General features: G+C 32.0%; 22 protein-coding genes. 3 read left to right on the top strand and 19 right to left on the bottom strand.

The genetic code is table 11. The annotated features are described in order from the left end of the window. Nucleotides 1-16 precede the first annotated feature (16 nt). The 6 genes from CLVI_RS00080 to CLVI_RS00105 all read right to left on the bottom strand — a co-directional run bounded on the left by CLVI_RS00080 (nucleotide 17) and on the right by CLVI_RS00105 (nucleotide 7,615). Nucleotides 17-1,168: an iron-containing alcohol dehydrogenase gene (locus CLVI_RS00080; protein WP_106058075.1), complete on the bottom strand. Its 1,152-nt coding sequence runs from the start codon at nucleotides 1,166-1,168 to the stop codon at nucleotides 17-19. Nucleotides 1,169-1,181: 13 nt separating this feature from the next. After that, nucleotides 1,182-2,507, bottom strand: a complete 1,326-nt coding sequence (locus CLVI_RS00085; RefSeq protein ID WP_106058076.1) for an aminotransferase class III-fold pyridoxal phosphate-dependent enzyme — start codon at nucleotides 2,505-2,507, stop codon at nucleotides 1,182-1,184. Between the two features lie 178 nt (nucleotides 2,508-2,685). After that, a complete protein-coding gene (locus tag CLVI_RS00090) occupies nucleotides 2,686-3,846 on the bottom strand; it encodes a PucR family transcriptional regulator (protein WP_106058077.1) in 1,161 nt (386 codons plus the stop codon). Nucleotides 3,847-3,972: 126 nt separating this feature from the next. Then, a complete protein-coding gene (locus CLVI_RS00095; protein ID WP_106058078.1) occupies nucleotides 3,973-4,938 on the bottom strand; it encodes a tRNA dihydrouridine synthase in 966 nt (321 codons plus the stop codon). Nucleotides 4,939-5,143: 205 nt separating this feature from the next. After that, nucleotides 5,144-6,793, bottom strand: coding sequence for a hydroxylamine reductase (gene hcp, locus CLVI_RS00100; protein WP_106058079.1), 1,650 nt, complete (start codon nucleotides 6,791-6,793; stop codon nucleotides 5,144-5,146). Nucleotides 6,794-6,928: 135 nt separating this feature from the next. Further along, nucleotides 6,929-7,615, bottom strand: coding sequence for a Crp/Fnr family transcriptional regulator (locus tag CLVI_RS00105; RefSeq protein WP_106058080.1), 687 nt, complete (start codon nucleotides 7,613-7,615; stop codon nucleotides 6,929-6,931). A 349-nt stretch (nucleotides 7,616-7,964) separates the two neighbouring features. On the opposite strand from CLVI_RS00105, the gene CLVI_RS00110 reads away from it, so the two are divergent. The 3 genes from CLVI_RS00110 to CLVI_RS00120 all read left to right on the top strand — a co-directional run bounded on the left by CLVI_RS00110 (nucleotide 7,965) and on the right by CLVI_RS00120 (nucleotide 11,678). Then, on the top strand, nucleotides 7,965-9,704 hold the full coding sequence (locus CLVI_RS00110; protein WP_106058081.1) for an ABC-F family ATP-binding cassette domain-containing protein: 1,740 nt from the start codon (nucleotides 7,965-7,967) through the stop codon (nucleotides 9,702-9,704). Nucleotides 9,705-10,101: 397 nt separating this feature from the next. Then, nucleotides 10,102-10,617: a transposase gene (locus CLVI_RS00115; RefSeq protein ID WP_106058082.1), complete on the top strand. Its 516-nt coding sequence runs from the start codon at nucleotides 10,102-10,104 to the stop codon at nucleotides 10,615-10,617. 35 nt (nucleotides 10,618-10,652) lie between these two features. Beyond that, nucleotides 10,653-11,678: an IS3 family transposase gene (locus CLVI_RS00120; protein ID WP_242980502.1), complete on the top strand. Its 1,026-nt coding sequence runs from the start codon at nucleotides 10,653-10,655 to the stop codon at nucleotides 11,676-11,678. Nucleotides 11,679-11,750: 72 nt separating this feature from the next. On the opposite strand, the gene CLVI_RS00125 is transcribed toward CLVI_RS00120, so the two are convergent. The 13 genes from CLVI_RS00125 to CLVI_RS00185 all read right to left on the bottom strand — a co-directional run bounded on the left by CLVI_RS00125 (nucleotide 11,751) and on the right by CLVI_RS00185 (nucleotide 21,444). Next, a complete protein-coding gene (locus CLVI_RS00125; protein ID WP_106058084.1) occupies nucleotides 11,751-12,017 on the bottom strand; it encodes a DNA cytosine methyltransferase in 267 nt (88 codons plus the stop codon). A 143-nt stretch (nucleotides 12,018-12,160) separates the two neighbouring features. Next, nucleotides 12,161-12,352, bottom strand: a complete 192-nt coding sequence (locus CLVI_RS00130; RefSeq protein WP_106058085.1) for a DNA-binding protein — start codon at nucleotides 12,350-12,352, stop codon at nucleotides 12,161-12,163. Between the two features lie 592 nt (nucleotides 12,353-12,944). Then, nucleotides 12,945-13,187, bottom strand: coding sequence for a plasmid pRiA4b ORF-3 family protein (locus CLVI_RS17920; RefSeq protein WP_341458724.1), 243 nt, complete (start codon nucleotides 13,185-13,187; stop codon nucleotides 12,945-12,947). Nucleotide 13,188: 1 nt separating this feature from the next. Then, nucleotides 13,189-13,362, bottom strand: a complete 174-nt coding sequence (locus CLVI_RS17925) for an IS1096 element passenger TnpR family protein (protein ID WP_278320488.1) — start codon at nucleotides 13,360-13,362, stop codon at nucleotides 13,189-13,191. 300 nt (nucleotides 13,363-13,662) lie between these two features. Then, on the bottom strand, nucleotides 13,663-13,944 hold the full coding sequence (locus CLVI_RS00140) for a hypothetical protein (protein ID WP_106058086.1): 282 nt from the start codon (nucleotides 13,942-13,944) through the stop codon (nucleotides 13,663-13,665). Between the two features lie 28 nt (nucleotides 13,945-13,972). After that, nucleotides 13,973-14,416 (bottom strand): hypothetical protein, encoded by a 444-nt coding sequence (locus tag CLVI_RS00145; RefSeq protein WP_106058087.1) that lies wholly within the window; start codon nucleotides 14,414-14,416, stop codon nucleotides 13,973-13,975. A 102-nt stretch (nucleotides 14,417-14,518) separates the two neighbouring features. Then, nucleotides 14,519-15,406 carry a helix-turn-helix domain-containing protein gene (locus CLVI_RS00150; RefSeq protein ID WP_170065553.1) on the bottom strand — a complete coding sequence of 296 codons (888 nt, stop codon included), beginning with the start codon at nucleotides 15,404-15,406 and terminating at the stop codon, nucleotides 14,519-14,521. 114 nt (nucleotides 15,407-15,520) lie between these two features. Further along, entirely contained in the window at nucleotides 15,521-15,739 is a 219-nt protein-coding gene (locus tag CLVI_RS17620; RefSeq protein WP_106058089.1) for a hypothetical protein, read from the bottom strand. A 590-nt stretch (nucleotides 15,740-16,329) separates the two neighbouring features. Beyond that, nucleotides 16,330-16,941 carry a hypothetical protein gene (locus tag CLVI_RS00160; protein WP_106058090.1) on the bottom strand — a complete coding sequence of 204 codons (612 nt, stop codon included), beginning with the start codon at nucleotides 16,939-16,941 and terminating at the stop codon, nucleotides 16,330-16,332. 18 nt (nucleotides 16,942-16,959) lie between these two features. Further along, nucleotides 16,960-17,796: a hypothetical protein gene (locus CLVI_RS00165; protein ID WP_106058091.1), complete on the bottom strand. Its 837-nt coding sequence runs from the start codon at nucleotides 17,794-17,796 to the stop codon at nucleotides 16,960-16,962. A gap of 226 nt (nucleotides 17,797-18,022) precedes the next feature. Continuing rightward, on the bottom strand, nucleotides 18,023-19,192 hold the full coding sequence (locus tag CLVI_RS00170) for a PDDEXK-like family protein (RefSeq protein WP_106058092.1): 1,170 nt from the start codon (nucleotides 19,190-19,192) through the stop codon (nucleotides 18,023-18,025). Next, the gene (locus CLVI_RS00175; protein WP_207655297.1) at nucleotides 19,189-19,506 is read right to left on the bottom strand and encodes a hypothetical protein; all 318 of its coding nucleotides are present in this window, start codon (nucleotides 19,504-19,506) and stop codon (nucleotides 19,189-19,191) included. The genes CLVI_RS00170 and CLVI_RS00175 overlap by 4 nt, the downstream gene beginning before the upstream one ends. Before the next feature lie 348 nt (nucleotides 19,507-19,854). Continuing rightward, a complete protein-coding gene (locus CLVI_RS00185; protein WP_106058095.1) occupies nucleotides 19,855-21,444 on the bottom strand; it encodes a recombinase family protein in 1,590 nt (529 codons plus the stop codon). Nucleotide 21,445 lies beyond the last annotated feature (1 nt).

Here is a 21,445-nt window from a genome sequence, read left to right on the forward strand (position 1 = left end):
TGCAAATATTTTTAATTTACCATAATTTATTATATATATTTAATAGATCTTGTTTTCTAATATCTTTTATAGTATTTGATGGACTTCCACTATCTATGGCATCTTGTGCCATCTTATCTACTACATCATCGAAATCCTTTTTATTTATTCCATACTCTTTTAATGTAGGAATCTCACATACATCACATAGAATTTTAAGTTTTTCTAAAAATGCCTCGGCTGCTTCCTTGTCACTTTTCTCACCATCTGCTGCATTAATCGCTCTTCCAATTTCACCGAATCTAACATAACTACCATCTAATACATAAGACAGACATTCCTTTATAAGCATGGCATTTGAAATTCCATGGGCCACATGGAACATTGCTCCAATTGGCCTGCTCATTCCATGAACTAATGTTACTGAAGAATTATTAATACATACTCCTGCTTCAAATGCTGCTAAAGACATTTCTTGCCTTGCCTTTTTATCTTCACCATTTTTATAAACCAATGGCAAATATGTAAAAATTCTTTTAATTGCAGATAGTGCATAAGTATCTGTTAATGGATTTGCTTTTCTTGAAGTATATGCTTCTATTGCATGAGTTAATGCATCCATACCGGTTGCTGCAGTAACACCTTTAGGTGCTGTCATAGAAAACTTAGAATCAATTATTGCCAAATCAGGCAATAAAGCTTCTCCCTTTAGAAGCATTTTAATATTCTTCTTTGAATCTGTAATAATAGTAAATTTAGTTGCTTCTGAACCGGTTCCTGCTGTAGTTGGGATTAGTACCAATGGTGGAAAATTTCCCTCCATTGTTATTCCCATATAATCTGATATTGTACCTTCAAGTTTTGCCATAGCAACAATTGCCTTGCCACTATCTAGAGGACTTCCACCCCCAATAGCAATACAGAAATCACATTCTGCTTTTTTATAAGCTATCACACCATTCTCAATCATGGTATCTGTTGGTTCTCCTATAATATCATTAAACAATTCAAAACCAATTCCCCAGGCATCCAAACAGTCTGTCAAAATCTTTACTGTTCCCATTTTAGTTACATTTTTTCCAGATACAATAAATGCTTTTTTACCAAAACCTTTTATCGTTTTTTCACTGGACTCTAATGCATTCTCTCCAATAATTGTCCTTCCTGGTAAGCTGAATTCATATGCCATTTTTTCACCTCATTTAAATATAATCTTTATCTATAATCCCAAGTACTTCATCTAATTTAAGTAGTTCTTCCTCTAATTGTGACTCTGTAATAATTAATGGAGGAGCAATAAGTATCATATTTTCATGAGTATAAGTCATAAATTTTCTTTCTTTTAATTCACCAAGAATTTTCCCCATTATTCCTTCTGAATCTTTACCATAAGGTACTAATGCTTCTTTAGTCTTTTTATCTTTTACCAGCTCTACTGCTGAAAATAATCCAATATATCTTACGTCTCCAACACATGGATGAGAAGCTTTCATCACTTCTAATTTTTCACCAAGTATCTTACCAACTTTATTTACATTAGTTAAAATGTCTTCTTCTTCATAGTAATTAACACAAGCAACACCAGCTGCACAAGCTAATGGATGCCCACTATAAGTTAATCCACAAGATAATAAATTATCATCAAAATATGCTGCTATTTCTTTGTTTACTACAACTCCACCAAGGGGCACATAACCACATGTAACACCTTTTGCAAAAGTAACAATATCTGGTTTTACATCAAAATTCTCAAATCCGAACATTTTACCAGTTCTGCCCCACCCTGTCATAACTTCATCGAAAATTAATAGAATATTAAATTCATCACATAATTTTCTAACTCCAGGAAGATAACCTTCTGGTGGAATAATAACGCCATTAGAACCAGTAATAGTTTCAAGTACAATTGCTGCGATGCTATCTGGTCCTTCATATACAATCTGTTCTCTAAGCTTGGCCAAATAATATTTTGTTGCGACTTCTTCAGATTCGAAATCTATTGCTTCCCTATAAATATAAGGATCAAAGAATTTAACAAATCCAGGAACTCCAGGTTCTAAAGCATATCGTCTTGGCTCTCCTGTTAAATTACCTGCTCCAAAGGAAGATCCATGATAACTACGGTACCGACTAAATACCTTTGACTTACCTGTAAACATTCTTGCCATTTTCACTGCATTTTCATTTGACTCTGCACCAGCGTTTGTAAAAAATACTTTACCCATATTGTCAGGCATTAATTCAATTATCTTCTTAGCTAACTTTGCACGGGATTCAGCTCCGTAAGATGGTCCTACAAAACAATATTGATCAACTTGTTCCTTAATTGCATCTGCAATTGCTTTATTTGCAAATCCAAGATTCATATTAACAAGTTGAGAGGACATATCTGAATAACGATTCCCATCATAATCCCAAAAGTAAATTCCATCTCCCTTTTCAATTGAAATTGGATTGATATTTCTTTGTTTACTCCAAGATTGTAAATTATATTTTTTTAATGTATTCTTAATTTCTTCCCCATTCATATTTATACACTCCCTTATTAATATCTATACATTACTTCTAAGTAAAAAAAACGGACCTCGTTCTATTGAACAAGCTCCGTTGCTTTGTTTCTATTTCTTTAATATGTTTATATTATATACCTGTCCCTTTATCTTTAGCAATGAATAGGTGACCATTTTTTCTTGTGCACATGCATATTCACATTATATCTTTAATGAAAAACCCTAGATAAAGTCTTAATTTCTCGTCTAAATTCAAGGGATTATATCCTGTAATTTTTTCTATCTTCTTTAATTGATTATTAACTGTATTTCTATGAATATATTGTTTCTCAGCCACAGAACTCTGGCTTCCATTATTATTTAAATATACATATAAAAAAGAGATTAAGTCTGTATTATTTTCTTTATCGTATTTTTCTAATTTGCCTAATGTATCATCATAATATTCTTTTAAAACATCTTTGTTTTTTGTGTTTAAAAGCAGCTTATAGATATCAAGTTTATCAGAAAAAACTACTTGCTTATCCTTTTTTCTTCCTATTGTCATGGCTGTAAATGCATTATTAAAATTCTCAGCTTGCATTTTAATTCCAGATTCATTTCCACTTATACCCATATATACCTTCCATAAAGAATCATTCCAATTCTTAAAGAAAATGTTTACAAAATTTTGGATATCATAATCACTATAATTTACAAGGACCAAAACCCAGCACTCATTATATGAAAAAGATATATATAATTCATGAATGCTTCTAGCAATTCTTTCAGCATACATTTTTATTTTATTAATATTAAATTCTTCATTTTTATGTTTATCTTTTTCATTTTCAAAAGACATAACAATAAAAGAAAATTTACTATCTCTTAAATATCCATATCGTTCCATCTGCAAAATCAGTGTCTCTAAATCACCTATTTTAAATATAATATTTTTAATGGTTGTACCAATACTTATTTCTACTTGTTCCTTTTGCATGATACGATAGCAGATATCTCTTGTTACATCCACCATCCTTGTTTCCCAGGGAATAGTATAAAGAGGCATATAGACAGAATTACAGTAATTTATTACATCATCAGGTATTAATTTTGTATGCGGTCCAATATTCACAACAAAGGCACTTGTACCTACGCTATAAAGCTTTTTTGCATATTCCAATAGCCAACCATCACAATTGTTGAGAATACCAGAAGTAAATACAACTTCCTGCCCATGAAGGAATTTACTTGCATCATCATCTTCAATAATATGTACCCATTCTACAAGATTATTAAGCCCTTTGTGTCCTGCTAATAATTTCATTTGATATAGAACAGTCCCATTTCCAAATAATTTTCCTACAGTAATTGCCATATGACATCACCTTTTATAATGTTCCTTACTTTCTTATAACATTATCCTTTCCACTTATTAAGTATTTTCTTAGATATACTTCATATTTTTTATTAATCACCCATGTAATAAATTAATTATCTATATTTAATATTTATTATTAAATAATCCGGCCCCTTCTATTATTTCCTGCTCTGTAAATAAACTTAAGACAGCTTCATTATAATCACTTAACTTTTGAGACTTCTTTATTTTTTTAGCATATTTTTTATTATCTGAAAACATGTAAATCATATATCCCCATAGTTCTTTCATTCTAAATATTGCATTTTTATCTTCATCAAATAATTCTATATATTTATCTAAAATTTCATCATGAAAATCTTTTAATACTTCTTTATCTATAAAAGTATTATTTTTAATCTCATTTATTAACGCTGGATTAGCTATTATCCCTCTTCCTAGCATTACTGTTTTTACCTCTGGAAAAGCTTTCATTAATTTATTATGATCATCAATAGTGAAAATATCCCCATTATAGCATACTGGATTGCGGCTTAAAGATAATGCATCTGTAAACACCTCTAAATTAGGTTTATTTCCATAAAAATCTTTTTGTATTCTCGGATGGATAATTAATTCTTCTAAAGGATATTTATTATAAATTTTTATTAGTTCATAAAATTCTTCTGGACTATCTTTTCCTATTCTAGTTTTTATAGAAATTTTCATATCATCTATTTTAAATATTTCATCTAAAAATATATCAAGTTCTTCTGTTTTGGCTAAAAATCCTGAACCTCTATTTTTTGAAACAACCGTTCCTGCAGGACAGCCTAAATTTAAATTAATCTCGTTATAACCTAATTGTTGTAATTTTCTAGAAGTAGTAATAAAACCTTCTGAATCATTAGTCAGTATTTGAGGAACTATATTCATCCCTTTATTATTTTCAGGCAAAACATCTCTTAATTCTTTAGTTTTAAGACTTCTACTTTGATTTGTAACAATAAAAGGTGTAAAGTATTTATCAATATTATTGAAAAATTTTTCATAACAATTTCTATATATATATCCCGTAATTCCTTCCATTGGTGCTAAATAATATTTCATTTAATAACTCCTTTATAACTGTTCTAAAAAACATTATATCAGCCTTCTTTTTTCTTATCTACTTAATATTAATTATATTTTCTTTCTACTCACAACTTAACATAAATTGATTTATTCATAATATAAAATTTGATAGAAAAAACCACGACATTACTGTCGTGGTTTTCATGTCTAATAACTATAATTTTGATACAATTTCACTAAATTATCCTAAAAACTTTTCTAAATCTTCATCAACAGTTCCTATCCCTGCTATTCCAAAATTCTCTACTAATACTTTAGCTACATTTGGTGATAAGAATGCTGGTAATGTTGGTCCTAAATGAATATTTTTTACTCCTAAATAAAGTAATGCTAAAAGCACTATTACAGCTTTTTGCTCATACCATGCTATATTATAAGCTATAGGAAGTTCATTTATATCATTTAATTCAAATATTTCTTTTAATTTTAAAGCTATTACAGCTAGTGAATAAGAATCATTACATTGTCCTGCATCCAAAACTCTTGGTATTCCACCAATATCGCCTAAATTCAGCTTATTATAGCGATACTTAGCACATCCTGCAGTTAATATTACTGTATCTTTTGGTAATTTTTCTGCAAATTCTGTATAATAATTTCTTGATTTCATTCTTCCATCACAGCCTGCCATAACAAAGAATTTTTTAATAGCTCCAGATTTAACAGCATCCACTATTTTATCTGCTAAGGCAAATACTTGTGCATGAGCAAAACCTCCCACTATTTTACCATTTTCAATTTCTGTAGGTGATTGTAACTTCTTAGCATGTGCTATAATTTCACTGAAATCTTTTGCTTTACCATCTTCTTTAGATTCTATATGTTTAAATCCTGGATATCCACAAGCACCTGTAGTATAAACTCTATCTGCATAGCTCTCTTTTGGTGGTATAATACAGTTTGTTGTAAATAACACTGCTCCATTAAAGGATTCAAATTCTTCATTTTGTTTCCACCAAGCATTACCGTAATTACCTACAAAATTTGAATATTTCTTAAAGAATGGATAATAGTGAGCAGGTAACATTTCACCATGAGTATAAACATCTACGCCTGTATCTTTTGTTTGTTCTAAAAGTTCTTCTAAGTCTTTTAAATCATGTCCTGATATTAATATAGCAGGATTATTTTTAACACCTATATTAACTTCAGTTATTTCTGGATTTCCATAAGCACTTGTATTGGCCTCATCAAGCATTGCCATAGTATCTACTCCAAATTTTCCTGTTTCTAATGTAAGTGCTACTAAATCATCTGCACTTAATGTATTATCTAATGTAGCTACTAATGCCTTTGAAATAAAATTATAAACTTCCTCATTTTCTTTTCCTAAGTTTAACGCATGTTCAGCATAAGCTGCCATACCTTTAATTCCATAAATAATCAATTCTCTAAGAGAACGTACATCTTCATTTTCTGTAGCTAATATTCCAACCTCAATAGCTTCTGATTTTGCTAAAATTTCTAAATCAGTTTCTGCTACAAAAGTAGCTACATCATGTAATTCACCTAAAGTTATTCCTTTATCTATTAATTCTTTCTTTATTTCTTCTCTAAGTACTAAAGCTTCTTTTATTTTTTCAATAAATGCAGAATCATCAAAATTCGCATTGGTAATAGTCATAAATAATCCATTTAATATTAAATGATTAGCTTTAGGAAACTTTATTCCTTCCTCTAATCCTTTTTTTTGAAATATAGCAATTCCTTTTAGTGTATAAATCATTAAATCTTGCAAATTAGCAACTTTATCTATCTTTCCACATACCCCTCTTATTGTACAACCTGTTCCTTTAGCAGTTTCTTGACATTGATAACAAAACATACTCATTTAAAATCCTCCTTTGAATTTTTGTTTTAATTAATCTTTTAACTTATATTATTATTATATGTTCTTCTCCATATAAATTCGGTATCTTAGGTTACCATAATCGAATGTTCGTATAATCTTTCAAATTACTCTTTTTCATAGACATGACTTTAGAATTTGTAAATCTATTATTTTAAAATGATTCCTGTGAAAATCAATAATTCCTTCCTTCTGCATATTTATTAATTCTCGTGAAAGAGAAGGTCTAGATACCAGCAAGTATTCAGCTAATTCATTTCTCTTTAAAGATATATTAAAAGTAAGGTTATTCTCAATATTATATTGCTCAATCAAATATGTGCTAATTTTTTTTCTTATACTTTTTAGAGAGAGAATATCCACCTTTTTATTTAGAATAAGTGCTTTTCTTGATACTATTTGCAGCATATTTTGTATCAAGCTTCTATGTCCAACGCACATTTTATTACATATTCCTACAATTTTTTGTGGGGGGAAAAATAATATAGTGCAATCTGTATTTGCTACTACTGTTGCTAACCATTCATTACTAGCAAAAGCTGCTATTTCTCCGAATAGTTCTCCTGATCTTAACTTTGACATCATAACTCTATCACCAGCTAAAGTTTCTTTTCCCACAACTACTTCCCCATCTAAAACTATTCCTATTCCAGTTAATTTGTCTTTTTCAATAGTTATTATATCTTTTTTTTTGTAAGTTTTTATAGTAGGTTTTAAACAACCTAATATGCTTTTAAGTTCTTCTCTTTCAATATCTTTAAATAACTCAATCTTTATTAATTGATTAATCCATTTTTCATACATAATATTACCTCATTCCTTAATATATTTCCTTGCTTATATTCATGATTTTCTTATTCATCTAATTCTATAGATAATGTACCTTTAATTACTGTAATATAAGTTACCACTTTCAAAAATATTCCTACATATACCTAATTCAAAAGGCTTTGTTTTGAAAAACTAGGACAGTTTTTGTTACTGATATGAAATGATTGAAATTAGTCGAAAAAAGTGTTATACTATTAATGTTAAATTCAGTAGAATGTCTTTACTACATAAAAAATCAAGTATAGAATTGCAATTAATAAGAGAATATATTGAAGAGCTTATTTTTATAGGCTCTTTTTTACTGATAAATGGAGGTAATAATATGATAAAAGTTGATAACTTGTCCTACTCATTTCCACAAAAGGATCTATATAATAATATTTCATTTACATTAGAAAATGGTCAACACTGTGCTTTTATAGGAACAAATGGCAGCGGAAAAAGTACACTGATAGATATAATTATGGATCCAGAAAAATATATGTTCGATGGTAAGTTAGAGATATACCCAAATTGTAGAATTGGGTATGTAAGTCAATTCTCACAATTAGACAAAATAAAAGAAATTACAGTTTTCGAATACATAGGGGAAAAATTTATTAAACTACAAAATGAAATAACATCTATTTGTACTGAAATGGAAACATCTTCGGATATTGATTCTTTACTAGAAAAGTATCAACAAACTTTAGATGCATTTGATGCAATTAATGGGGATGATTTCGAAAACACTATTAATAAAAACCTAAATCTTACAAACTTAATCAAGTATAAAGATCTAATGATATCTGAACTTAGTGGTGGGGAATTCAAGCTTATTCAAGTAATTAAGGAAATGCTAAATAGCCCAGACTTAATGATTATGGATGAACCAGATGTGTTTTTAGACTTTGGAAACCTTAATTCTCTTAGAGATCTAATTAATTCACACAAAGGAACAATGTTAATTATTACTCACAACAGATATCTATTGAATCATTGTTTCAACAAAATTCTGCACCTTGAAAACATGGAACTACAAGAATTTGATGGAAGATATATTGATTATAACTTCTCATTACTTCAAACTAAAATTGAATTACAAGAATTAGCTGCTGCTGATAATGAAGAACTTGATAGAAACGAGATCATAATAAAAAAACTAAGATATCTGGCAACTGAGCATCATGAAGCTGCTAGAGGGAAATCTCTAAGTTCTAGAGTTAAAATTCAAGAAAGATTAGAAAAACGTAGAATTAAAACGCCATTTGTAGATATTAAAGAACCCAATATCAGTTTAGTTACTGATATTGAAATGGAAGAAACCATTGCTTTAAAGGTTAATAATTACAGTGTTGCTTTTGAAGATATACTTCTAGAAAATGTTAACTTTGAGATTAAATCTACTGATAAAGTAGCAATTATCGGTCCAAATGGTACCGGGAAAACCACTTTACTTCGAGAAATATTTAAAAATAATCATGATTCTATTGAGATAAATGAAGACGTTGAAGTAGCTTATTTATCTCAACTTCAAAGCAAAACACTAAATGATTCTAATACCATACTTGAAGAGTTCTTCGATGCTGGTTTTGAAACTTATGAAGAGATTAGATCATATATTTCAAACTATGGCTTTCAAGAAGAAATAATTAATCAAAAGATAGGGTCTTTATCTGGCGGAGAAAAAAATATACTTCAATTGGCTAAAGTTTCTGCTAGTAAAGCAAACATGTTGCTTCTTGATGAACCGACAAGTCACTTAGACACCTATTCACAAATAGCACTAGAAAAAGCCATAGAAAACTATAAAGGTGCAATTCTAATGATTTCTCATGATTTCTATTCTATAGTAAACTGTATGGATTTTGTGTTAATGATTGAAGATAAGACAATTAGAAAAATGAGTATGCGAAAATTTAGAAAGATGATTTATGCTAGTCATTTTGACAGAGACTATTTAGAAATTGAACAAAAGAAAAAATTAGTTGAAACCAAAATAGAATTGGCTTTAAAAGATACTGATTTTACGCTTGCAAAAGCTTTATCTGAAGAGTTAGAAGAGCTGATTAAGTTACTATAAATTTAATGAGTAACAAGAGGCTCGCTTCCTTCTCCTCTAACACCTGGGCGATCCAGAGAATTTCTAAATTATGACCACCGATAACCGGTGGTATTCATTAAACAATAAGAAAACCCTCGACTAATTAATTAGTCGAGGGTTTCATTTGTAGAGGCGATGCGTACCTTATCAAATGTACAATATCTATTGATGATTATAGACATAAAAGATAATTTATGTAGTAACCAAGCTACCATTCCATTTGGGTTACTTAATTCTATACAGTATATCAGCACCTGCCACATCTAAATTAAACGTTATTCTTAGTTTTATACCCCCCTTAGGTGGTAAGATAGTTGTCGTAGGGAAGAAAAAATGATATGCTCGAACGAAGATGAGCATGATGAGGAGATAACCTATGACAGATAATAGAAGAAATAATAGAAAATATACTAAAGAGGAAAAAGAAAAGTTTCTATCAAGAATGCTTCCACCAGAGAATTATTCAATATCAAGATTATCTCAAGAAACAGGTATTAGCAAATCAACATTATCAACATGGAAAACAAAAGCCATTAGTGGAACTGTGAGTAAAAAACAAGGCAGACCCTCAAAAGGATTATCACCAAAAGAAAAGTTTCTTGCTGTAATGGAATCTTACACCATGCCAGAAATTGAACTTTCAAAATATTGCAGAGAAAATGGATATTATGTAGAAGATATTAAAACATGGCGAGCTAGCTGTCTAGCAGCCAATGAACTACAGAAAGAGGACAGCAAGGAGCTTCGTGAAGAATTAAATAAAGAGAAGAAAAAAGCTAAAATTCTAGAAAAAGAAATTAGAATTAAGGATAAAGCTTTAGCAGAAACAACTGCTCTATTAGTCCTAAAAAAAAAGCTAAATCTGATTTTAGGGGATCTAGAGGAAGATTAATTAAGATTCAAGATAGAATTGAAATTGTTACTTTAATTAAAGAAGCTCATAGTAATGGTTCAAGGCTTGTTCCGGCTTGTGAGGTAGCTGGAATAAGCAAGAGAACATATGAAAGGTGGGCGGCAAAAGGTGGAATTCAACCAGATAAAAGACCAACGGCCATTCGCCCAGAGCACATGAATAAACTAACAAAAGAAGAATACCAAAGTATATTAAATATTGTTAGTAATCCTGAATTTGCAGATTTACCACCATCTCAAATAGTTCCTGCCTTAGCAGACAGGGGCGTTTATATAGCTTCTGAATCAACAATGTATAGAATTCTTAAAAAAGAAAATATGCAATGCCACCGCGGGCGCAGCAAGGTACCCACAAAGAAAAATCACCCTACAACATTTGTTGCGGATGGGCCTAATCAAGTTTGGACCTGGGATATTACATATTTCAATACTTTTACTAGAGGTATTTATTATAAGCTATACATGATTATTGATATTTATAGTAGAAAAATTGTAGGGGCTGAAGTTTGGCCAGAAGAAAATGGGGAATTAGCTGCGGAGCTAGTTGAAAGAGCAATACTAAATGAAAATATCAGAAATAAGCCTCTAGTGCTTCATTCTGATAACGGAGCTCCCATGAAGTCTTTTACATTAAAGGCTAAACTAGAGGTTCTTGGCGTTTTGTCATCATATTCCAGACCTAGAGTAAGCAATGATAACCCATTTTCAGAAGCTCAATTTAGAACTCTAAAATATAGATCTAATTATCCACAGGATGGGTTTAAAACACTCGATGATGCAAGAATTTGGGTATCTATATTTGTGGATTGGTTTAATAATGAACATTATCATAGTGGATTAAACTTTTTAACACCAAATAGTAGACATAACAGAGAAGATAATAAAATAATGGAGCATAGAAGAAAAGTCTATGAATCGACTAGACAACTATGTCCACAGAGATTTAATAAAGGTATTAGAACTTGGAAATCACCTGAAAAAGTAGCACTTAACCCGACTGATGAAATAAAAGAGATGTTAATAAAAGAGAATGCAATATAAAGTTTTAGAATATTGTGTCTAATGCAAAGTTATTTAAAAAATTTATTATTTATGCGACAACTATATTGACAGTTACCGGGGTCCAGCAGTACTCATTCCTTGGCATGGTGGTGTTGCAATAACTATCTCTACATTATTATAAATACATTCATTGACTATTGCACTATATATAATTTCATCGTTTATATCTCCGCAAATCATCTTAGATTCTGGATATATTTCTGAGTACAAATCTGCTCTACGTTTTACGATTTCGTTTGCTACCACGATATTTATACCGATCTCTTTTAAATAGGCCTCGGCTACTCCTATATTTGCGAATAAAGATACTGCATTCATAAATGCCTCCTATGTCAAATCCTTTTTTATCCTACGTTTAATGGGTAGTGCTTTTCCATGAATACATACTATTCAACTGAAAAGTTAGGTGAAACCTATTAACATAATATCATCCCATACAAATCTCTCTCTCAATCATCACCTTATTTCCGCCAGTTTTTATATTTGCCTGATTTCACACGACCATCTTTTGGGCGCTCTGCATCTGCTGGAATAGCCCACGCATTTCCGAATTTAGTTACCCCTAATACACGTCCTTCTTCACATAAAGTTTGGGCCCTTCTTATTGAAAGATTCCACTTTTCTGCTGCATCTTTAATTGTTATATAATTCATCACTTACACTCCAAATTTTACATATATCTATTGCACTATTAACAATACATCGCTAATTTACAGACTTTCATACAATTTTACAATTAATATCACAGATGACTTCTTCTCCATGTTTATAATTCTACTGCTTCAGTATAAGCATAATTGCGCCGAAAGTCAATCAATCGCATTTATATTAGACGGCAACCCACTTAATAAAAAATTCCCAAACTTATTCTGTGGGAACACCACCATCACTCTGAAATAGTAATATAAACCCATTCAACAAATACGCAAATACCCTTAGTTCTGCATATTTATACGCCCCCCCTAACCCAAAATCTCCCTCAAACTCTCGTCTGAGGGAACATAAAACACACTTCAATTTTTACCTGAAAACCTCTAAACCCTTTGCTACCAGCCTATTTCTTCTCTATCCTAACAACGCACTCCACATGGGTTGTCTGCGGAAACATATAATTCCTACTTTGCATTACTCATTTAATCTCTCATTTTTCTTTAATTTCAAACAAGACTTAAGCAGGTTATTTATAAAGTCTATGTCAAAATCACGATAATGCTGACTCTCATCCCACATCCTTACAGCATCATGTTATTCATGCTCTGGGTTGTTCCAAGCTTCAAGAAATTTTACATATCCACCAAGTCCTCTCACATTCTCTGGTGGGCAAGCACCTTCTCCTTCTATAACTACTGGATATCCAAATGGATAATCTTCTACTATTTTTTCTAATTCAATTTTATGTTTCCAGTAGTCACCAAAATCATAGACATACTCAAAGGTTTTATATTTTTCAATATACTTATCTATTTTTAAAGTTTGTGGCTGCCTTATGTTAAAGTTTCTCCTCTAAAAGCTCAAATTTGTATAAATCCCTATCCCACCAATCCATAGCAAACTGAATTGTATCATGTAGTCTTTTAAAAGTAACATCTGCTGGAATAATGACTCTTCTCCAAATTGGAGGTTTGGAATCTATTAGTTCTATTTTAATCTGATATGCTTTCATGTTCTAAGTCCTCCTAAAAATAAATTCATGACCCTATAAATTATTTACTTATCTTAATTATAAGTTTCATATTTCCATTTTAAATTACTACTTTTAAATCTACAATCTAATACTGCTAAATTGTGCACACACCACTCTAAAAATGCACACCCCTAATTTCAAAAACATTAGGTGTGTGCATGTCCAACATAAAAATCTATAAATCTAAGCTCAAAACTTATTTTTTTTTACTAAGGTTTGTCCAAATAAACTTAAATACTAACTCCGATATATCTCGATGATGGCCGGGAGGGCTTTCTTTTAGAGAGCATCTTCTAATTCTTCTTCGGAGTACCCAAACATGTAATCTTCGTCTTTTCCATGTGAAGCCCAAATTTCTGCAGCTTCATAAACACTTAAAGATTCGCTATCATCGTCGTCGTCATCATCTAAACCATACCTGCAATTTTCGCAATACATTCCGCTGAAAACATATTTTTTAGTTAGAGAATGTCCACATCGTGGGCATTCAGAGGTCTCTCCTGTATAGGCATTTTCTTCTTCCCAGCTTTTTTTTCCTTTAAAATCATCAAACAATCCCATAAGAACTTCCTCCTTATTTTATATATTGTTACGCAACCTCTATGCCTTTAGTGTATGTATCAACCCATGTTTGTCTCGGTTTAAGATTATACCCGTATTCTGCTGCAGTTGCTATTTTTTTAGCTGAAGCATTCCGACCATCAGGTAAATTTCGTATATGATCGCATACTTCAAAAGAAACCTGTGACTTATGGCTCGATGGAAATTTTATAATTTCTGTTGATGAAACAGCATTAACCACTGGAACTGACTCATATGTAATCTTCTCAACCATTTCACAAGGATATACTAATGATTTGATCGGATCCTTTTCCATACTTTTGCGTAAAGACTCCCACAATGCCCTAATTGAATCTTTGTTTTTTATTCCAACAATGATACCAATTATCGCTGCAATACTTACTCCTGCAATAATAAGATCTTTCTTATGAGTCTTGACCCACTGTATAAATTCGGTTTTCTGTTCTTCCATATGAAATCCTCCTTAACGAAATTTTGAATGCTTATGTATCTATTATATTCGCTCAGAGGATTTTGTCACTCACGCTTTGTGAGGTTCATAAAATTCCTGTATTTATTTTGGAGAATTCCTAATTCCCTGCAAAATAAATTTCTTAGCATACTCATTTCCAAGACTCATAAAGGACAACATCATTTCTCCGCCAATCGCCTTATTCATTCCTTCGGTTAAGTTATTATTGACACACCCTAAAATATATCTTATGGCTATATAGTAATCTGCAAGAGCAGATACTTCTGTATATGTTTTTAGCTCTTTTAGTAATTCGATTATGACTTCTTCCAAATCTTCTAAATCTTTTTGTTCGATATCCTCTGACAGATTTTCTTCCTCAGAAACCGTACAATCTTTTAAATAAAATTTTTTGTAGAAATTGATGTCGCTAACACGTTTATCATTTAATGCTTTCGCACCTTCAATCATCCACTGATTTTTTACACTCAGCTCTGAAATCAAAAACCACCACAAAAGATTTGCAATCGACTCTGGTGTTTCTGAATTATCATATGAATCAGAATATGAGCTAACACAGATATCATAGTCAGTATCTGCAAACTCACGTCCTTCTTTCATTGCTTCAAGTGCACGCATATGGGCAGCATAGCCTTGTTTAAATGAAGCATCTTCCATCGTTCTTTCAGTACAGATGATAGGAAACATCAACATTGTCATTTCCATCATTTTTTTCTTATCTCCCAGTTGAGATGTAGAAAAGTGCAAACCTGAAAAATCTGAATGTGTCAGTTCATCTTCGGTAATACGATAATGAGATGCTATCTTTTTCCTTGTGTCTGGCTTAGGACTACGTATTCCTTTTTCATAATTTGCTATCGCATTTGGAGAATCAAGTCCAACAGCTAACGCAAGGTCTAATTGTGATTCACCATAAGCAGTTCGTAGATACTTAATATTCTTTTTAAGCTGATTGCTCACATTTGCCATAACTATCTCCTTTCCCCCTGTTATCCTATTATGCCACAACGCCCATATCAGAAACTTCATTTCCCTTGACATCAATACCACCGTATCAACGTGCCCATTCCACGAAAACATATCTTAAGGATTACCACCTTGACATTCTGGACATTTTCTTTGAAAGATATCAGAGCCGTTACTTTTATATTGTTTCCCACAATGTTGACATTCTAATATATAAAAATATTGTCCGTGATCAGAACCTTTCTCATATCTGCATCCTAAGTTTTTCTGTTTATTCCTGTTAATATAGCCTTTTGCTGTTGTTTTTGATTCAGAAATAATATAAAGCTCCTTCATACAAAATCTTTGTATTTTACCACTCTTTGCATAATATTATATACGTTTTAAAGATGTTCTAGCAATGCTTCTTATACAATTAATGATTAATTATATCTTATCCGCTAAAAAGTGCACACCCCAATAAAAAAATGCACACCCTTAATTCCAAAACATCAGGGGTGTGCATGTTCACTATAAAAATCTATAAATTAATCTCTAAAAGTCAAAAATTTCTATCAAGGCATGTCCTAAAAAAACAATAAAACCCACTGAAATCAGTGGGTTTACATTGTATCACAATCTTAGTGATCATATGTCCAAGCACTATGATTTTGATACAGTTAAGCGGCTTATTAATTAAAAGTAGTATTATTAATATCGCTAAATTATATGTATTTCTGCTAAAAGGTGCACACACTTGTATTGATATATTTGAGTGTTCATTATTGATGTCTGCGTTCTTGGGAACATGTCAACCATTTTTTTAGCGTTTTGGAGGTTTGCGGAAACATACCAACAGTTTTGAAGTTCTCTGTACTGTTATTCTCCTTATATACTTGCACTTGTCAAAATTGGTTATGAATATCATAATCCCCTAATAGCGTTGTTTACTCATCTTCGTATTCTTGCGATAAGGTACGATTTTTTAATGTAACTACAATTTTTGAGAGAACCTTTGTTGGATCCATATCTTTATGATCACTTGAAAGTTGTCCCTTTTCAGGCTTTATAAAGAACTGTACTTTATCCTTACTTCCTTTGTATCCTATATAAAGCACTACTATAGTATTCCCATCCTTATCTGTTTTGACATTGGTATTTATCCAATAGTCAGGATCTGGTTTGATTTTTTCCTTTACTTCTGGAATATACCAATCATCTAACCTAATAAGCTTTGCATCCTTAAACAGTTCAATATTCAGTAGCTTTTGGCAACGTGAATAAACTGATTTTAGGCTATCAATTTCTATTCTTTTTTGGCACTTTGGACAGACAAGTCCTACTTCGCCATATTGACTATCAATATTCAATTCAATTTCTGGATGCTTAGAACAATGTAAATGAATACCCTCTTGATTACAAAAATAATAATCCTTCCAGCTGATTTCTTTCGTATAATAATTTGTACAATCTCCATGATTTACCTTACTCTCATCATGTAAACTGCATTTACGAAAGGAAATATCATCGTCTAATCGATATATAATTTTATCTATCATAGCTTTCGGCCCCCTATACTACTCTTTTTTTAAAGCTGGCAAGACTGTCTCTAAATACTCCTGCCAATAATCATTATCGCCTTCCATGTCATGAAGCCAATAGTACATAAATAGAATTTCTAATTCTTGCTTCCTTCCTTTGACAAATGATTTCTTCGGCATCTTTCTATACAGTGAATCCAGGTTAAAGAGATTACTTTTCTGCTTATAATCATAATCATACTTTCTCCAAGTATATTGGCTCTTCTTTCTATGTGTTGAAGGCCAAATATCCTCGTTTTCATAAAAACTATTTATCCAGTCGTAAGCAAAAGCAAGAAGATTAACCTGGTGTTTTGCCCAGGTTTTATCGACCCAATCAGTTATTTCTTCCGATATTGATGGTATCCCAAAGCCAAACCGCTGTTCACTCTCAACCCTGTGATAGTCTTTAATAAAAAGAAATAACATTTCTGTCTGATCCTTGAGGAACGAAAACTTTTTAATTAACCTTGAGTAACAATCATATGATGCATTTCTAAATTCACTGTCAGTAACATATAAAAAGAACAGCTCATTCTCCTTCATAATGTTTCCAATGTACCTATGCATTTGCTTCCCATACTCATTATATATGCCAACCACCCATTCCCTAACTTCAGGCTCATACTCCCTAAGCTGCTTACGATACTTCTCCAGCTTTTCATTATGTAGTACAGTTTTTTCATCAGCTTCTGTAGTATTGAGGTAGTTGTTAAAGTACTCAAATATATAGTCAACACAAATTTTCATGTTTTGAGTGCGTGCATCAAGGTCAAACTCATTAAGTTTATCTTCTTTTTTCCTTCTGGCAATGTATTCCTCAATAGTAAGCATTTGAACACCTCAATTTTTTCTCTTTAACGGTTAGTCAACCGCATCAAGAGTACCTTTAATCTTATCAAAGTTACATTTGTCATAATATCCTTCTTAATTAAGCTTTTCGCAATATTCGGAAACAAGTCAACGGTTAGCCCGAGTTTCCATTATTGTGTCGATGTTCTTGGGAACAGGTCAACCGTTTTTTAGTCCGTTCGCGGTATGTGGAAACATATCAATGCCATTAAGACTCAGCAACTGTTTCCTTCACCGTAGATAGCAGTTTTTTCTCGTTCTCAAGAGCACTCTTTACTAAAGATTTCGTAGCATTTCTTAAGCTTGCCTCGTAATCATCTTGTGAAAGTTTTACAGCCTTATAGTAAAGTCTCTTATAACGATATTCATCTACCTTCTTTTTTGAGGCTTCAATTAATGCATTAGTCCTCTTCGTTAATTCATCTGTAAGATTCCATCCACCAAGTTCAAAATGGATAATTAACTTATCTTCACCCTTCTCAAACCAGTAATAGTAAACCAAATTTGTACCCCATGAACTATCTGCCGTATCTAATGCCGGAAGATACTCATCCATTGATGCTGTGAAGAACTGCCACTTATTCTCATCCTTAAAAATAATCTTTCCATTATCATTAAGTTCTCTAAGTGTCTCACAGATAATTTCATGCTCTATAGAGTTATCTATGTTAACATTTTCAAAAATTAACCGCAGGGCTATTCTATGCTTGTTGTAAATCTCATTACAAATTCTAACTAACTTTTCATCTTTTTCTTTCATAATGTTCTTCCTCACTATATCAATATAGTTGTGTATCACCAGCACAACCTCATCACGAAGGTTCATTCCTTTTATAGAGCTCTCCAAGGAATCGATTATTTCCCCATATGAGAATGCTATCCAATTATCCGGATCACTTGCTTCTCTGCCATAAGGAGTAAGAAATACATACAAAATCTGATTGCAGTCTTTGTACTCTGTCTTACTTTTCTCTAAGTAATCATTTAGCTGATGAGATGATTCTCCCGACCATATCTTGTTCTCGATAATAACTGCTGTCTTTTCTTCGCGAGAGGCGAGAACAATATCCATGTGATTGGATTCTCTATAAACCTGATAAGAATAGAAATCCTGCAGTAGCAAATCAAATGCATTATATTTATTCTGGTCGCACTTACTAACAACCTTTGTAATAAAAGATTTAATAAAAGAATCTCCCAAACCATGATTCTCATTTGGATCAAAAATCCATGCCAGAATATTACTATGACGAATTTCCATATTTGTAATTCTTAGCACATCAAACAGGTTAAAATCATCAGTCCAGTCATCTAATTGTTTTAGGCAATCAATGTCTAACAAGAAATCCTTCAATGCCTGTTCTTCATTGTTTGTCATTTTTGTTCCTCCAAATGTGTATCTTTTGCTTTCTGAAGGAATAGCGCTGCATCGCTTGGTCTTAGATCCCAATATTTAAATAGCAACTCTTTGATTTTATCTTCTTTTACCTTTGCTTCCAGTAAAGCTGCAGCAGCCTTAACTATGTATTCTTCCTTCGCGATAGCCACTTCTTTATCTATCATTTCCTGTCTTGCTACGCGATTATCAGACTGAAACTTTTCTAAAAAATTAGCCATGTTATCTTCTCCTATATTTTCGTTTATTTTTTCTTTCCGCACTTCTTCGGGAAGTAATCCTTCCCTAGCTGCCAAACATACTGGTCGATTTGCTTAATGTTATATTTATCCAGGCTATAGAATACACGGAAATCAATCAGTATGCCTTTGAATTTTACATAGTCCTTCAAATCACCATCTTGGAAATATGAAAAGCTGTCACAATTTCTAAAATTACGAAGCACCTCATCAACGTAGCTATCATAAATCGGACTCATTTGTTCACATAGCTGTTGTATCATGTCCGAAGTTTTTATTACGATTCCTCCATACTTCAATAGAAATATTATAAATCATTTAGTCTTTATTTACAATATAAACCATAAATGATTACAAACAACAGCACCCGCAACTCAAGCAAAAGAGTTGCGGGTGATATTGATTCTATATATTCCAATCTAATTCCATGCCATCTTTAAATACAAAAGTTATCTCATTCTCCGAATGCACCATTATTTTTTCAATAGTAGCATTCCAAAGGTCTTCATCAAACTCTGTAACCAAACCTTCCCTTTTCTCTAGTTCTTTAATAAAAGCTTCAATACTTTCATGCTTAGCACTTGACTCTAGCCGCTTTTCATTTATTCCTTCAATTCCTTTTTTAATACTTTCATATCGTTCTACTAAAGCCTTGTACCGCTCTTCATATTCTGCTTGGTCTAAAGTGCTATGGGCATTTTCCTCCACACACTTATGAATCATTTCAGTAACTATCTCCATTTCACTTTGGATCTTATCACTTTCTTTATCAATCTTTGAAGTATCGGTTAATTCTTGGATAATTGCCTCATACCCTTTTAAAATTTCATCTTTATTATTAAGAATGCTATTAAAAGCTCCTAAAAATGCCTCTTTTAATTTTTCCTCGTAAAGGTGTGGAGTGCTACACTTCTCTTCATTTTTAAATTTAGAATTGCATTGCCATATCACTTTGCGATATTTACTGGTGGAATGCCAAACCTTGCTCCCATAGAAGCTACCACACTTACCACAAACAATTTTACCTGAAAAGCAACTTCCACCAGTTTTGTAACCTTTGGCATCCTTACGTTTCTTAAACTCATGCTGAACTAGATCAAATACCTCAGGAGTAATTATTGCAGGATGGCTCTTTTCAACGTAATACTGTGGTATTTCCCCCTCATTAATCTTCTTTTTCTTAGTAAGAAAATCCACCGTAAAACTCTTTTGTAGCATAGCATCACCTTTATACTTTTCATTTTTAAGAATACTCAGTACTGTGCTGGGCTGCCAAACTTCCTTACCAGCTGGACTTGGAATTTTATTTATGGTTAAATGCTTTGCAATTCCTGATGGTGTCTTACCCTCAAGAAACTTTTTATAAATCAACCTAACAACCACCGCTTCCTTTTCAATAATTTTAGGTAAGCTATCTTCACCTTTTTCATAACCTAGAAAATGCTTGTACGGAAGACTTACTTTACCATCTGCAAACCTCTTACGCTGGCCCCATGTAACATTTTCGCTTATTGACCTACTTTCCTCCTGTGCTAAGCTCGACATAATTGTTATTAATAATTCTCCCTTACTATCCATGGTATAGATATTTTCTTTTTCAAAATATACCTCAACACCTTTTGCTTTAAGCTGCCTAACATTTGTAAGGGTATCCACAGTGTTCCTTGCGAAACGGCTTACTGATTTGGTTAATATAAGGTCTATCTTTCCCAATAATGCATCTGCAATCATTCTTTTAAATCCATCACGTTTTTTTGTACTGGTCGCTGAAATTCCTTCATCGGTGTAGACTTCAATAAATGTCCACCTATGATTTGCCTTAATCTGCCTTGTATAATAGTCCATCTGGGCATCAAAGCTTGAAATCTGTTCATCATTATCCGTAGAAACCCTTGCATATGCAGCCACCCTTTTTATTGTAGCCGCTGTTGTAGTTACTGGTGCAAGTCTCCCTGTTGTTGGTTGTATTACTGTTATTGCTCTTGCTAGTGACAAA

The sequence above is a fragment of the Clostridium vincentii genome, assembly GCF_002995745.1.
GTDB classification, from domain to species: domain Bacteria; phylum Bacillota; class Clostridia; order Clostridiales; family Clostridiaceae; genus Clostridium; species Clostridium vincentii.

What these genes read in the sequence shown, in the direction of transcription:
- CLVI_RS00080 (WP_106058075.1), bottom strand. Translation starts at nt 1,168, where the DNA reads ATGGCATATGAATTCAGCTTACCAGGAAGGACAATTATTGGAGAGAAT.
- CLVI_RS00085 (WP_106058076.1), bottom strand. Translation starts at nt 2,507, where the DNA reads ATGAATGGGGAAGAAATTAAGAATACATTAAAAAAATATAATTTACAA.
- CLVI_RS00090 (WP_106058077.1), bottom strand. Translation starts at nt 3,846, where the DNA reads ATGGCAATTACTGTAGGAAAATTATTTGGAAATGGGACTGTTCTATAT.
- CLVI_RS00095 (WP_106058078.1), bottom strand. Translation starts at nt 4,938, where the DNA reads ATGAAATATTATTTAGCACCAATGGAAGGAATTACGGGATATATATAT.
- hcp (WP_106058079.1), bottom strand. Translation starts at nt 6,793, where the DNA reads ATGAGTATGTTTTGTTATCAATGTCAAGAAACTGCTAAAGGAACAGGT.
- CLVI_RS00105 (WP_106058080.1), bottom strand. Translation starts at nt 7,615, where the DNA reads ATGTATGAAAAATGGATTAATCAATTAATAAAGATTGAGTTATTTAAA.
- CLVI_RS00110 (WP_106058081.1), top strand. Translation starts at nt 7,965, where the DNA reads ATGATAAAAGTTGATAACTTGTCCTACTCATTTCCACAAAAGGATCTA.
- CLVI_RS00115 (WP_106058082.1), top strand. Translation starts at nt 10,102, where the DNA reads ATGACAGATAATAGAAGAAATAATAGAAAATATACTAAAGAGGAAAAA.
- CLVI_RS00125 (WP_106058084.1), bottom strand. Translation starts at nt 12,017, where the DNA reads ATGAATGCAGTATCTTTATTCGCAAATATAGGAGTAGCCGAGGCCTAT.
- CLVI_RS00130 (WP_106058085.1), bottom strand. Translation starts at nt 12,352, where the DNA reads ATGAATTATATAACAATTAAAGATGCAGCAGAAAAGTGGAATCTTTCA.
- CLVI_RS17925 (WP_278320488.1), bottom strand. Translation starts at nt 13,362, where the DNA reads ATGAAAGCATATCAGATTAAAATAGAACTAATAGATTCCAAACCTCCA.
- CLVI_RS00140 (WP_106058086.1), bottom strand. Translation starts at nt 13,944, where the DNA reads ATGGGATTGTTTGATGATTTTAAAGGAAAAAAAAGCTGGGAAGAAGAA.
- CLVI_RS00145 (WP_106058087.1), bottom strand. Translation starts at nt 14,416, where the DNA reads ATGGAAGAACAGAAAACCGAATTTATACAGTGGGTCAAGACTCATAAG.
- CLVI_RS00150 (WP_170065553.1), bottom strand. Translation starts at nt 15,406, where the DNA reads ATGGCAAATGTGAGCAATCAGCTTAAAAAGAATATTAAGTATCTACGA.
- CLVI_RS17620 (WP_106058089.1), bottom strand. Translation starts at nt 15,739, where the DNA reads ATGAAGGAGCTTTATATTATTTCTGAATCAAAAACAACAGCAAAAGGC.
- CLVI_RS00160 (WP_106058090.1), bottom strand. Translation starts at nt 16,941, where the DNA reads ATGATAGATAAAATTATATATCGATTAGACGATGATATTTCCTTTCGT.
- CLVI_RS00165 (WP_106058091.1), bottom strand. Translation starts at nt 17,796, where the DNA reads ATGCTTACTATTGAGGAATACATTGCCAGAAGGAAAAAAGAAGATAAA.
- CLVI_RS00170 (WP_106058092.1), bottom strand. Translation starts at nt 19,192, where the DNA reads ATGACAAACAATGAAGAACAGGCATTGAAGGATTTCTTGTTAGACATT.